General features: G+C 75.2%; 5 protein-coding genes. All 5 read right to left on the bottom strand.

Features of this window, described 5'->3' with window-relative positions:
* Positions 1-271: 271 nt before the first annotated feature.
* A complete protein-coding gene (locus ACFXOA_RS24365; RefSeq protein ID WP_385032368.1) occupies positions 272-2,146 on the bottom strand; it encodes a hypothetical protein in 1,875 nt (624 codons plus the stop codon).
* Positions 2,143-5,862: a DUF5682 family protein gene (locus tag ACFXOA_RS24360; RefSeq protein WP_385032451.1), complete on the bottom strand. Its 3,720-nt coding sequence runs from the start codon at positions 5,860-5,862 to the stop codon at positions 2,143-2,145. The genes ACFXOA_RS24365 and ACFXOA_RS24360 overlap by 4 nt, the downstream gene beginning before the upstream one ends.
* Before the next feature lie 125 nt (positions 5,863-5,987).
* A complete protein-coding gene (locus ACFXOA_RS24355; RefSeq protein ID WP_385032365.1) occupies positions 5,988-7,208 on the bottom strand; it encodes an AAA family ATPase in 1,221 nt (406 codons plus the stop codon).
* Positions 7,205-12,385, bottom strand: coding sequence for a hypothetical protein (locus ACFXOA_RS24350; RefSeq protein ID WP_385032362.1), 5,181 nt, complete (start codon positions 12,383-12,385; stop codon positions 7,205-7,207). The genes ACFXOA_RS24355 and ACFXOA_RS24350 overlap by 4 nt, the downstream gene beginning before the upstream one ends.
* Positions 12,382-13,242: a DUF4132 domain-containing protein gene (locus tag ACFXOA_RS24345; RefSeq protein ID WP_385032359.1), complete on the bottom strand. Its 861-nt coding sequence runs from the start codon at positions 13,240-13,242 to the stop codon at positions 12,382-12,384. The genes ACFXOA_RS24350 and ACFXOA_RS24345 overlap by 4 nt, the downstream gene beginning before the upstream one ends.
* Positions 13,243-13,316 lie beyond the last annotated feature (74 nt).

Here is a 13,316-nt window from a genome sequence, read left to right as displayed (position 1 = left end):
GTTCGCCCGGCACCACCAGGCAGGTACGGACCGGGAGCCGGCCGCTCGTCCGGTTCGGGCGCGGACGATCCGGGGCTCGCGTTGCCATGTCAGCCGGGACGGTCATGCCCGGGCGAGCCCGCGAAGCTCACCAGCGCCTCACCCGCGCCGAGCCCGGGCAGCGCCTCCCGGCCTCGACGTGCCCTCCGGCCGTCCGCCGGTCGGGCCGATGCGCGGCCGTCACACGGCCGGCATCCCGCCCCGCCAGGCCTCGGGCGGGATGCCGGCCCCGTCAATGAGCCTGGGCGTGGGCGGAGGGTGCCGCGATCAGGCCACCGTGCTTCGGGTCCCAGGCCGCCTGGCACAGGGACTCGGCCACGGCGGCCGCGTACCGGGCCGATGCGAGCCAGTGGGCGGCGAAGTCGTCGGTCTCGGCGGGGAGGAGCCGGCCGAAGCTGTCGCGGTCGCGCACGGCCGCCGAGCCGCACAGCGTTGTCAGGAGCCCGGCGGCCGTGGGGAGGCCCCCACGGCGCAGACGCTGCGCCTCGGCCGTGACGTCACCGAGCAACGCGAGGGCCCCCCGGCCCGCCGTCACCGTCTGTTCGACCCTGCGCTCCAGGAGGTACAGCGGCGAGTGCGTGCCGGATCCCGCGTCCGACAGGCGCGGACGGGGTACCGCGGCCGGCTCAGGGAGGTCGGCCCGGCGCAGGCGGTCGAGGCCGAGATCGATCGGCCCTCCGCCGGTGGGATGCGAACAGGCGAGGAGTGCCAGCCGGGCGAGCGGGGCGGGGACCAGGCGGCCGATGATCCTCAGCCGTGTCCCCCGCGCCGCGGCCAGCAGCATCAGGTTGTCGCGATACGCCAACGCGGGGTCGTCGTCGGCGACGGCTAGCCGGACCTCGGTGCCGTCGTCGCACCGCGCGTGCAGACAGCTGCCGCCCGGCTCCTCGACAGCGCCGAGAACTTCGACGTCCAGGAAGAGCAGGTCGCTGCCGGCCCCGTCCTGTTCCGGGCCGCGGGCGGCGGACCGCAGGGCGCGGGTCGCCTGGGCGGACGGCGACGGCTCCCACAGGGAGGCGAGCGGGGACTCCGTCCACCCCACCCCTCGGGCGGTGACCGCCTTGACGCCCTTCCCCGCGCCGAGCCTGCCGTCCGGGGAGACGGTGGCTCCCGCGACGGCCAGCCCCGCGCGGCCCAGCTCCCGGTGGGTCAGCGCGGTGTCCCCGAGCCGAACCGTCCGGTCCGCCACCCCCAGCGCGCGCCCGGCACCGCCCGGTGCCACGTCGCCGACCGTGAGGAGCCGGCCACCGGGCCCAGCGACCCAGGTACGCGCCCCACCGTGCCCGGAGTCCGTGACCACGGGTTCCGTGAACAGGCCGTACAGACGCAGCGAACCGTCGGGGCTGTACGGGCGGCGCGACCGGCCTTTGACAGCTGCCAGCTCGGTGCCCGTCGCACCGCCCACCCGGTGCGCGAGGCCGAGGAGTTCGGCCAGGGCCGAGACGAGATCCGCCGTCCGGTACGACGGGTCGCCCGCACGAGCCGCACGCAGCAGTGTGACGACCGACAGCGCGGCGCCCGCCGGACGCGGCAGATGCCGCAGGCGGGCGGTGTGCGCGGCGCGCAGCAGCGCCGACTGCACGACGGCGCCGGACCCCTCGACGCCTGCCTCCAGCACCGCGCGGCCCGCCGACCACAGGGATTCGGCCGCGACGCGCTCGGCCGGGCCCGCCGTCCCGGGCATGGCCGAGGGACCGGAACCGGGGACGACGTCCGCGGCGGGACTGCCGGAACTCCCGGTTGGGGAGGGGGCCTCGGCGCCATGGGCGGCCCCGGCGGCCGAGCCGGGTCGTGTGTCCGCGGCGTCCGGCGACGGCAGTGCCGGGGGAGCCGCGCATGCGGCTGCGGCACGGTGGACGCAGGCCGGGGCGAGGAGACAGCCGCAGGTGATGGAGTCCGCCGTCGCCACCACACCCTCCGGGGCGTGCAGGCGCAACTCGGTCTCCTCGTCGACCGCGATCGTCACGGTGTCCCCGTCGCGCTGCGCCGGACGGCTGCCGAGCTTGGTCACCGCCGCGTCCAGCCGCTTGCGCAAACGGGGCGACAGGCCTTCCACCAGCGTCGCCGTGACCTCAGGTGCTACGGGGGGCAACCGGTCGGTCGTCATGCTGTCTTCTCCCCTATCCAGCGGGCCAGTTCGAGAGGGCTGAGCGCCGCGACCGGCATTCCGGCGGCCACGAGCTGTCCGGCCACGCCCGTCGAGTAGCGTGGCCGGCCGGCGTCGTCGAGGCTCGCGCAGCCGAGGACGTGGCAGCCGGAGTCGACCAAGGCCCGCACCTCGGCCAGCAGTCCACCGAGGGGGGCTCCCTCCTCGAAGTCACTGATGACGACGACGAGGGTGCGGGTGGGCGTGGTGACGAGGCTCCGGGCGTGCCGCAGTCCCGCCGCGATGTGCGTGCCACCGCCGACGCTCACCTCCAGCAGGAGGGAAAGAGGGTCGTGCACATGGCCGGTGAGGTCCACCACCTCGGTGGAGAAGGCCAGGAAATGGGTGCTCAGGGTCGGTACTCCCGCGAGCACCGAGGCGGTGAGCGCGGACCAGATCGTGGATGCCTCCATGGACCCGGAGACGTCGGTCACCAGGATCAGCCGCCAGTCGGCCGAACGGCGGGCGCGACCACGGAACACCGGCTGTTCGGGTACCACCTGGACCGTGCCGTCGGCCGCCCGCCTGGCGGTGGCCAGACTGGCGCGCAGTGTGCGCGGCAGATCGAGCCGGCCCCCGGGACGCCGGGTGGGACGAGCCGTCATCGCACCGGTGAGCGCGGGCCGCAACCGGGTGGCCAGCTGCCGCGTCAGTTCCTCGACCAGGCGCCGGACCAGGGGCCGGAGCGCCGCGAGCCGGGCCTCCGGAAGTCCACCGGCGTACCGCAGGACCGTCCGCAGCAGCTCCACGGAGGGGGTGACCGCCGCGGGGTCGAGCTCGGCGAGCACATCGTGCCTCCCGGTCGCGGCCGCGGCGGCGAGCACCTCCTCGCGGACTCCGGGGCCGAACAGCGCGGCGAGCTCTTCGGACCACTCGCGGACGCCGGGGAAGGAAGGTTCCCGTCCGCCGCCCCCTCCGGGGCCGCCACCGGGCAGGCTTCCGCGGGAACCCTCCCCGCGGCCCGAACCGTAGAGCTCGTCCAGAGCGGTCGCCAGTCGGGCGGCTCCGGGCGCCGTCCGGCCGGGACGCCGGCCGAGTACCAGCCGCCACCGGTCGGCCCCAGGAAGGGTCTGCCCGTGGGAACCGGGGTGGGCGGGGGCCTCCGCCCCGGCGGGAGGAGGCGGGGTGTCGGGGGACGCAGGCGAGACGGGTGCCCCGGACGCGGGGGAGTGGTCGGGCGGCTGGGGGAACCGGTCCTCGGACGGAGGCGGCGGCACGGGCAGGCCGAGACCTGTGAGGAGTTCACGGGCCGCCAGGTCTGCAGCCGTCCGAAGGGCCAGCTCGGCGGGATCGTCCGCGTCCACGGTGCCGATCCGCTCGCCCAGCCGCTCCTCGACGGTGTCCAGCAACCGGTCCCGGGCCGCCGGACTCAGGGTCTCGAAGCCGCCCCGCAGGGCGGGCAGCCGGGTCAGGAAGCCGGCGTCGTCCAGCTCGACGACGCGGCGCAGCAACGGATTGAGGGCGTCGGCCGCCACGGTCAGCAGCGGGCCGGCCGCGGTGAGGACGCCGGTGAGACGGGCGGTCAACGCGGCCCGGGACCCGACGTCCACGGCTCCGTCCACCCACGAGGCGACGCGTGCCCCGAAGACCTCGGCCTCCTCGTGGCCGGTGAGCACGCGGACGGCCCCCGCGGCCGCCGACATCAGCGGGGTACCCGCCGTGGCCAGCCGCACGAGTGCGGCGGCGAGCCTGATCCCGCCCAACCGGTCGGCCCGCTGCGCGAGTTCGAGAAGGGCGCGGGCGTCCGCGGGCTCATCCGATCCCGTCAGGCCGTCCACCTGACGAACGGCCGCCGAGGTAAGGAGCTCCACGGCGTATGCGACGCGGCCCCCGAGACCTGTGCCGACCGACGCGGCGGGCGCCGGATCCGGGGAGTGCGACGAGCCCTCGACGGCCGTCCGGGCGCCGGGAACGGCCGTGCCGGGGAGATGGCCGGCACCGATACGGTCCAGGAGATCCAGACCGGCGAGGAGTTCGGGGAGAGTGCCACCGGCGGGGAGCACGGTCGTCAGTTCCGTGAGCCGCTCCTCGGCGAGTCCCGGGATCCCGCACTCGGCCGCCTCCGTCAGCCCCTGTACGACCTGGGCCGCTGTGGGCCCTCCCTCGGCCCGTTCCGCCGCGAGCCGTTGTCTCAGTACTCCCTCGGCGGCCTGGGCGGGGGTCACCCCGCGCGCACCGGCCGCGGTGAGCATCGCCGCCGTCGCCGGGGTCCATCGCACCTGCCAACGGGTCGTGATTCCCTCCGCTCCCGAGGCACCCACCACCTCCTGCTCCTGGGCATAGGGGATGCCGCACACCGTCAGCCGGCGGAGCAGCAGTTCACGCCGTGCGTCGAGTGCGGAGCGGGCAGGGTCGAGCCGGAGGTCGCGCGGAGTCCTCTCGTGCGCGTGATCAGGCCCGGGCAGGGAGAGCGCGGCGATCTCGGACTCGACCGCGGGGCCGAGGCCACCGCGCGGAGCGGAGGGAGCGGGCCGGCCGGTGCGCCCTCCGACGAGTACGCGCTCCAGCGCCCGGGCGACGGCACGGCCGGTGCCGTACGTCTCACCCCGCCCGAGCACCGTCTGCACGGCTTCGAGGAGTTCACCGCGTCCCGGGGCGGGGAGACCGCGGAGACGGGACAGATCCCCGGCGACCCGGACGACTTCCCGGCCGTCCGCCGGCCCGTATGGATGGCCCTGGTCGCGCAGGTCCGCGCAGACCCGGACGGCGGTACGGATCAACGCCTCGTGCAGCGCGTCCGGATCGCCGGCCGCCTCCAGGACGGTGTGCTGCCACTCCGGGTCCCGGATGCCCGCCGGGTAGCCGGAGCGTGAGTCGAGGAGGGGATAGGTGTACGGAATCAGCGAAACCGTGCACGCCGCCTCCCCGGCGTCGTCCGCCCGGTCCTCCGCTCGGGGCGGGACGGACTCCTCCCCTGCCCCGGAAGCGGTCACCGCGTGCCCCGGGGGCAGCAGCGCCGGGGTGTGGAAGGCGCCCACGACCACGGCGGGCCGCAGGCCCCCCGCCAGGCACTCGGCGATGTGCCGGCGCATACAGGCCTCGCGCACCAGGTCCGTGGCGTCGACACCTCCCCGGGCCTCGGCCTCGTACCGCAGCGCCCATCCGGTGAGGAGGGCGGCACGGCGGAGGGCCTCGGGTGACGAGCCGGGTGCGGGAGCCTCCACCAGGCGGTCCCACAGGTCGTCGCCCTCGCGCCCGGTCAGGCGGGCCTTGAGGGCGCCGGACAGCCCGTGGCCCGTCCCCGGCACGGGCATGGAACCGGCGCCGGGGACCGGGGCCGACGTGTCGGGGACCGGGGCGTCGTCCGCCCCGTCGGGCCGTGACCAGGCCCGGTCGGCCAGCGGCAGGTCGCAGGCCACGGCCCGCACACCGTTCCCGGCCGCCCAGCGCAGGGCGACCAGTTCGGGCGAGAAGTCCGCGAACGGGTAGAAGGCGGGAGAGCGTCCGCCCCCCGGGCCGGGCTCGGTGGGCACTGCCGCCAGTGCCACCGGAGCCTCGGTCTCCTCGTGGGCCAGCCAGCCCAGCCACGGCTGGAACTCCGCGGGCAGCTCGACGAGGAGGACATCGGGGGCCGCCGCGTCCAGCAGCGCCGGGAGGGCGGCCGCCAGCGACGGGGCGTGGTGGCGCACCCCTATCAGGAACGGCAGACCGGGGCCCGCCGCCGCGAGGGCCGCCACCGCCGACTCAGGGGTGGTGGGCGGTCCGGCGGCGGTCTCCCGCGCGGGGACGGCCGACTCCGCAACCGGGACGGGAGCGGCCACGGAGTCATGTGGTGCGGCGGGGACGATCGACTGGCTCACCGTCAGTTCTCCAGGACGCCGCGCAGGTCCCACAGGGCACGCCAGGTGGCGGACCCCTGCTCGGCGCGCCTGCGAACCGGGCCGTCCCAGTACCCCAGCAGCCGTGCGGCGTCCGACGGGTCGTCCTTCCGGACCACGCCGAGCAGATGGCCGGGCAGGAGCGAGAGCACGTCCCGGTCGCCCGGGAAGTAGGCGGCCGCAAGCCCCAGGGAGCCCGCGACGGAGACCGCCTCGGCCGTGCTCATCACCGTGGAGGGGCGCTCGACCTCCCAGCCCTCCACGGAACGGCCCTCCCGGAGATCCCTGAAGGCCGTGACCAGGGCTTCGAGGACCGCGTCGTCCACCTGGTAGACGGCGCCGGAGCGCTCCACGGCGGCCCGCGACTGGCTCCGGACCAGGGCGGTCTCCGCTTCGACGTCCCCGATCGGGCCCACCGTCTCGAAGTTGAAGCGCCGCTTCAGCGCGGCGGACATCTCCGACACCCCCTTGTCCCGCAGGTTGGCGGTGGCGATGAGGGTGAAACCGGGGGCCGCGTGGACCAGCGCGCCCGCGCCGCCGGCGAGTTCGGGGACGGAGATCCTCCGCTCCGAGAGCAGCGACACGAGCGCGTCCTGGACCTCGGGAAGGCAGCGGGTGACCTCCTCGACCCGGGCGACCGCACCCCGTGTCATGGCCGTGAGGACCGGCGAGGGAACCAGGGCCTGTTCGGAGGGGCCCTGGGCGAGCAACAGCGCGTAGTTCCAGCCGTACTTGAGCTGGTCCTCGGTGGTGCCCGCGGTGCCCTGCACGGTGAGTGCGCTGGTCCCGCAGACGGCTGCCGACAGCAACTCCGAGAGCATGGACTTGGCCGTGCCCGGTTCGCCCACGAGCAGGAGTCCGCGCTCGCCCGCGAGGGTGACCACGCACCTTTCGACGAGGGCGCGTTCGCCGACGAACTTCTGCTCGATCACCAGACGCCGCGGTACCCCGGGGCCAGGCCGGGCGCCCCTGGGCAGGCCGAGGGCCTCTCCCGCGCTGCCCATCACGAAGGTGACGACGGCGCGCGGGGTGAGCAGCCAGCCGGGCGGTCGTGGCCCGGCGTCGTGAGCGGCGAGGAACTCGAGCTCCGTGGCGTACCGGTCCTCCGGCGGAGTGACCTGGCGGTGCTCCCCGGCGGGCCCCGCGGACTGGTTCGGAACCCCGGCGCGGGTGGTGTTCTCGGTGGTGGTGGTGTCGCTCGTCATCGGCGGCGGGCCTTCCGGGTCGCGCGGGTGTCCAGTTCTTCGAAGGCCGGGGCGTCGCCGCCCCGGACCCGTGACCATGCCGCGCTGAACAGCTCGGGCACGGGGAGACGGGGCAGGGTCCGGGTGGACCCGGCCACGGGATACAGCCGCTCCTTCCAGGTCTCCAGCGGCAGTCCGGGAGCGCCGCGTTCGAACCAGCCGCACGGGAGGAACAGGGTGCGGCCGGCACGGGAACGTCTGGCCTCCACGACCAGGGCGGTGCCTGCGAGCTCCGCCCGCGCCTGCTTGACCCGTGCCGGCTTCCAGCCGGTCCAGCGGACGCAGTTGCGGTCCGTCGGGTCGGGCAGGGCGAGCAGCATCAGGTAGAGCGCCGCCGCGTCCGCGCCCAGGCCGAGCTCCGCGGCGGCCTCGGCCACCAGGTCCGGTACCGAACGCGTCGGATCCTGGGCCGGGTGGTGCTCCGAGCCGTCCGGGGCACCCGCCGAGACCAGGGCCGCCGTCTCCTCGCTCAACAGGTCGCTCAGGGCTCGGAGCTCGACCGCCCTGTGCTCCGGGACCGTCCCCTCGACCAGGCCGAACACCGGATCCCCGGGGCCCTCCAGGCCGGACGGCCGGATCAGCAGTTTGTCCCGGTCGCCGTGCACGGGCGCCAGGAGCAGCGCGTTGCCCGCGCGCACCAGGCCGTCGGGGCCGGCACCGCCGGACTCCGGGAGCTGGTACGCGGCGCGGATGACGGGACCGATCGGCCCGCCCGCCTCGGTCCAGTCCAGCCCGAGGTCCAGCGCCAGGGCCGGGTCGGTCAGGCGGCGGCGCAGTGCGGCGAGGCCCGCGGGCAGATGTTCCCGCAGCGCGTGCCCGTACGGCAGTGCGTAGGCGAGGGTCCGCAGGGCGGTCAGGGCGGAGGAGAGCGAACCATGCCCACCGACCAGGCGCAGGCCCGGTCGGCCGGTGCCGTCCTCGACCGCGTCGCCATGGGCCAGCCACGCACGGGAACCTGTGTTGAGGACCAGTTCGACGGCGCCCGGGGCGGTGCCCGACAGGTCGAGGTCCAGCTCCTCCGGCACGCGGACGAGGGACGCCAGGCGCTCCCGCCAGACCTCGGCGGCGGCCGCCACGTCCGGCCCCGTCGACCACAGCTCCCCCGGATCGGCGGGCAGCAGTGCGTGGAGCAGGGCATGGCGGTCGGCGTGGGGCAGGGAGTCCAGCGCGGCCTGGGCGGTCTCGAAGGCACGGGTCTTCACCCCGAGTGCGGTCAGCGCTGCAGCGCCGGGCTCGGCGACAGCGGCACAGAGCAGCGCGGTGGCCTGGAGCGGGCCGATGCCGGTGGCACCGTGGAACGCCTCGACGGCCTCCGGCCTCCACGGCGCCGGGCCCTGCTCCCCCACGAATGCGGCGAGCCGGGCGAGGCGGCCGGGGGCGACACCTTGCCGGTGGACGTGCTCCTGGTCGAGCACGAAGCCGGCGACGGGTCCGAAGGCACCGGTGGGATCGTGGTCCAGCGCCAGCCACTGTGCCGCGTCCTGCCGGTGGTTCCAGCCTCCGTCGGCTACCACCACGACGGTGCGGCCGCCCTTGCGGAACACATGCCCGAGCAGTGAGGCGGCCCCGTGACGGCCCCGGCTCGTCGTGCCGGAGGTATTCGGATCGGTGAGCCTCACCTGGCGGACCGTACCCGGGGGATCGGCCAGCGGGCCCTCGGCCAGGGTGCCGAGCAGGACCAGGAGGCCGGCGCGGTGTTCCGGTGAGGTGATCGCCGAGGCGGCCCGGTAGGCCAGCCCGGGCAGCCTGTCGAGGAGCGAGGTCCAGCGGAGGGACTCGCCCGGCACGGTGAACTCCTCCCGGTGCCAGCCGTCGACGGGGGTGAACGGGGCCTGCTTCGGCACCGGCGGGCCGAACGCGGGCTCACCGCCGAGGACATGGTTGACGGCGAGAACCTGCCGGATCGTGGTCCACCGCCTGCCGTTGCCCCACCAGCCGCCGTACATCCGCTCGGACCCCCAGGCGGTGGCCTGCTGCAGGGTCGCGTCGTCGGCGTGCTCGGGAGACCGGTCGTGGAACATGCCAAGGGTGCGGGCGGTGTCCTCGGGGGTGGCCGGCCGTGCCGGCTCGGAGGGCTCCAGGTACCGGGCGGTCGCGACGGCCCGGTCCACGGCGCTCCGTACGAGCGCGGTGACGCCGGTGAGGAGCCGGGGGTCGGACACCTCGGGCAGCACCGACGCGACGGCCCTCTCGCTGAGTTCCCGCGACGAGGGTCCCGTGTACTCCTCCACGGCCCGGAACGCCTGCAGGTGCCGTGCGACCGCTGCGGCGACCTCCTTGAGGAGGTCGCCCGCGAGGGAGTCGGTCATGGTCCGCAGGACGGCGGAACCGCGCTCGTCCCTCGGACGCAGGGCGTGCCAGTAGGAGACCGGCGGCACATAAGGGGTGCCTGCCGCGTGGCCGCTGTTCGAGGAGTCGGGGACCACGTCCCAGATGATGCCGCCGGTGCCGTCGGTGTCCGCCGGGAAGGCCTCGACGAGCCGCCCCGCCAGGGCCACGACGGGGTGTGACCCGCCGGGCAGTGCCAGGGTGCCGAACGGTACGGCGGAGTGGCCGTCGGGCATCGGGTGGGGCAGGGCCACCGTCCGGCCGTCCGGGGTACCCGCCACGATCCGGTGTCCGTCCGCCGGGTCCGCCGTGCCGGGCTCGGTGACGGTGCGGCGGACCCAGTGACCGAGGACCGCGCCGTCCGTGCCGAACGGTGTGGCCTCCAGACCGGGCTGGAGTGGCAGCACCCTGCAGTGTTCGGTGATCAGCCTGGTGCCCTCACGGACGCCTGAGCGGAGGAACCCGGGCAGGGAGGCGCGGCCGTGCGTGCCGCTGACCGGGTCGTACTCCAGCCAGACCCGCTGCGTGCCCTGGTGCCCCTCGCGCCAGTGACCGGTGCCGTCCGAGATGACGGCGCGCTGCGGCGGGAGAGTGGTGTCGCCCGCGTGCAGTGCCGTGCCGCCGGTGGCGCGGCCGCCGCCGGGAAGCGGCAGGGACACGTCGTCGGACGGGCCGGAGGCACCCCAGCGGGGGATCTGCTCACCCCCGACGGTGAACACCTCGGTGGGGCGGTTCGACCAGTAGCCCCGCTGCTTTCCGTCCTCCCACCAGATGACCAGCAACTCGCCGTCGACGAAACGGAAGGCGACATTCCTCCAGTGGTCGGTGGTGGCGGGCAGCCGCAGGGTGTGCCGCAGCAGGACTCCTTCCGGACCGACCACCACGGCTCGTTCGGAGGTGCTGAGGATGAGCGCGGGCCAGGCGCCGGTGACGCCGACCCGCTCGGACCGGTTGTGCAGCTGACGGGAGGCGGCCGCCTCCGCGGCCAGTTCGGAGTAGCTCTCGTCGAGCGCGGGCCAGCCCAGCTCGTCGAGGACACCGGAGCGCAGGGAGGAGGCGAGCAGCGGCACCACGTCATGGCCCTCGAGGAGCCGTACGGCCTCGGGAGCGACATCGGCGACGACCGGGCGGAACGCCGAGATCCTGTTGAGGGCCGTCTGCAGACCGGGAAGGCCCCGGGCCGCCGTGTACTCCCGGGCGCGCGCGGTGAGCCACTCCCTCAGGACGGCGGAGAGCACCGGATGGGTCGCCAGCCTCGCCATGCCCGCTTCGTCGGCGCCCTGCCCGCGCCCCTGACCCAGATCGCCGATGGTCCGGCTCAGCAGGGCCCGGAACACGGGGCGCTCGGCGACGGCGGTGAGGTCCCTGGCGCCTGGCGCGGTGTCCGTGAGCCACGTACCGAGCGGGACCCCCGGTGCGCGACCGGCGCCCGACTCCGTGCCGTCCGGCTCGGCCACGGGAATCCCCGAGGCCAGACACAGGTCGAGGAGATCCAGGTCGGCGTTCCGCTGCCAGCGGCCCTGGAACAGCTCGACCGGACGCCCGTCGGCACGCAGCCGGGCCGCCATCCTGGCGGCCAGTCCGAGAGTGGCCGGGCTCCGCCCGGCGGCGGCCCGGTTGCGCCGGCGGTGCGCCTCCCAGCGAGCGAGCCAGTCAGCGGGGGAGACCGAGGGGTCGGGGCTCACGGAGACGCCGGGCAGAGCGGTCAGCAGGTCCTCGGCGCCGGATTCACCGAGCAGCGTGAGCCATTCGTGTTCGCCGTCCGCCTCCCGCTTCTCCTCGCCGAACGTCTCCGGGAAGAATCCGAGGAGCCTGGCGCGCACGGCCTCGTCCTCCCGGGCGAGGGCGACGAGCGCGGAACGGTAGGCCGCCCAGAAGGAGGCGGGCGCGCGGACGACTCCCGGGGAGGCGATCAGATCGGCCACCAGGTCGCGTTCGGCGGTCTCCCGGTCCAGTCCGGCCGACTTCACCAAGGCGCGCACATCCAGCGGGAGAGCCGCGTACGGCGGCATGCCGGCGGCACAGCGCTCGACGAGCAGACGGCGGAACTGCGCCCAGGCGTCCACGGGTTCGAGCCGGGCCACCAGGTCGCGCACGTACTGCCGCAGAGCCTTGACCGTCAGCGCACCGGAGAAGGCGAACTCCAGGAAGACGGCCCGCTGCCGGTCCTCGTCCACGACCAGACCGTGCACCCGCTCGGCCTCGCGGGCCTTGCCGAAGAAGGAGGCCGCGTACGTGGCGTTCTCGGCCTGCAGGAAGAGGCGTGCCACCTGCTCGTAGTAGGTGGGGAGGAAATGCGGCACGGCCCGGCCGAGGCGGACACCGAGGGCGTCGAAGCCCTCCTTGGCGGCACCGGCCCGGGTCCTGGCCTGCCGTCCCAGCCGCTCGATGTCCTTGACCAGGGCGAGCGCGTGGTGCCCGTTGGCCGGGTCGTTGACCAGGGCCCAGGCGGGGAAACCGAGCGTCTCGCGGCGCACCTGCCCCACGACGGGGGCATCCGCGGTACGGGCCAGCCCCAGGAACTCCAGGGCCAGGTCCTCGGCCTCGCCGAGGGTGCCGGGCACGAGCCGGACCACGGGGCGGTCACCCAGGGCGCTGTGGGTGTAGGTGCGGGCGGTCAGTGTGTCGGCGTCGTCGCGCCCGGTGGTGCCCACCGGCAGGAGCGCGCCGGCGTCCAGCAGGGCCGCCGCGCGGGCGTCCGCCGCGGGCGTACCCAGGCCGCGTGCCTGAGCGGGAAGGGACGCCTCGCCGGCTGCCGCCGGCCGGCCGTGTGCCGTGTCCGTGTGGTTGTTCGTCGTCGTGGTGCTCATGCCGCCCGCTCCTCGTCCTCCACGTCGCGACCGGCGTAGAGCGCCGCCGCCATGCGCATGCCCTCGGACCACGCGACAGGGCCCACCTCGGCGGCCGTCAGCGTGCGCCCGGCGGGGTCCGTCCAGCCCAGCGGACCGGTCTCGGTGCCGTAGTCGTCGTATCCGTCGTGCTCGCCGATCCAGATCCGGGCCTCCACGGTTGCGCCGTCCTCGACGACGGGGCAGACCGCGAAGCCGCCGCGCGAGCGGTACCCGAGCTGGGTGGTACGGCCGTGCAGGAAGCGCAGCACCTTGAACACACCTCCGGCGTAGGTGTCGACGGAGGTGGTGCCGGGGGCGAGGTTCGCCGGGCGGCGCCACACCTCGCGGAACAACTGCTCCACGTTCTGCCGCACCCCCAGCTCGACCGCGAACTCCCGCAGCTCGTCGAGGTCGTCGAGGAGGACGGGGTGAGGCACGCTGACGACGTCCGGGGTGATCCGGACCGTGTCGCCGTCCAGGTCGACGAGACCGAGACCGCGGTCGGGGTCGACGTCGCGGAGGAACCCCGCGACCCCGCCGTCGGCCCCGGTGACCACCACGTCCCGCAGGGCCGCCTGCCAGGCAGGGTCGGGCCACACCTGGGCGAGCACGGCCGTGGGGACGGGGAGGGAGCGGACCATCCACTGCTCGACGTCGGTCAGGCAACGGCGCTCGTGCCGCTCCAGCCACTCCACCAGCTGCCGGAGTCCGACGACCGCCGGGTCCTCCTTCAGTTTGGCCGGTACGGACTTCAGCCGCTTGCCCTTGCCGTTGCGGCAGACCACCTTGCCCGCCTCCAGGGCGACTTCGTAGTCGCCCGCAGGTACCCACCCCATGCGCTGTTCTCCCCGATGTCCCGGACGGCCGCCGGACCGGCGGCACGCTGACGAAACCCGCCGACGGGCACGCA

The sequence above is a fragment of the Streptomyces sp. NPDC059166 genome (assembly GCF_042755185.1).
Lineage (GTDB): Bacteria > Actinomycetota > Actinomycetes > Streptomycetales > Streptomycetaceae > Streptomyces.
Note: the sequence above shows the minus strand (reverse complement) of the source record. Positions and strands in the feature narration are given on the sequence as shown.

Coding starts and splice junctions, on each gene's coding strand:
- ACFXOA_RS24365 (WP_385032368.1), bottom strand. CDS start 2,146: ATGACGACCGACCGGTTGCCCCCCGTAGCACCTGAGGTCACGGCGACG.
- ACFXOA_RS24355 (WP_385032365.1), bottom strand. CDS start 7,208: ATGACGAGCGACACCACCACCACCGAGAACACCACCCGCGCCGGGGTT.
- ACFXOA_RS24350 (WP_385032362.1), bottom strand. CDS start 12,385: ATGAGCACCACGACGACGAACAACCACACGGACACGGCACACGGCCGG.
- ACFXOA_RS24345 (WP_385032359.1), bottom strand. CDS start 13,242: ATGGGGTGGGTACCTGCGGGCGACTACGAAGTCGCCCTGGAGGCGGGC.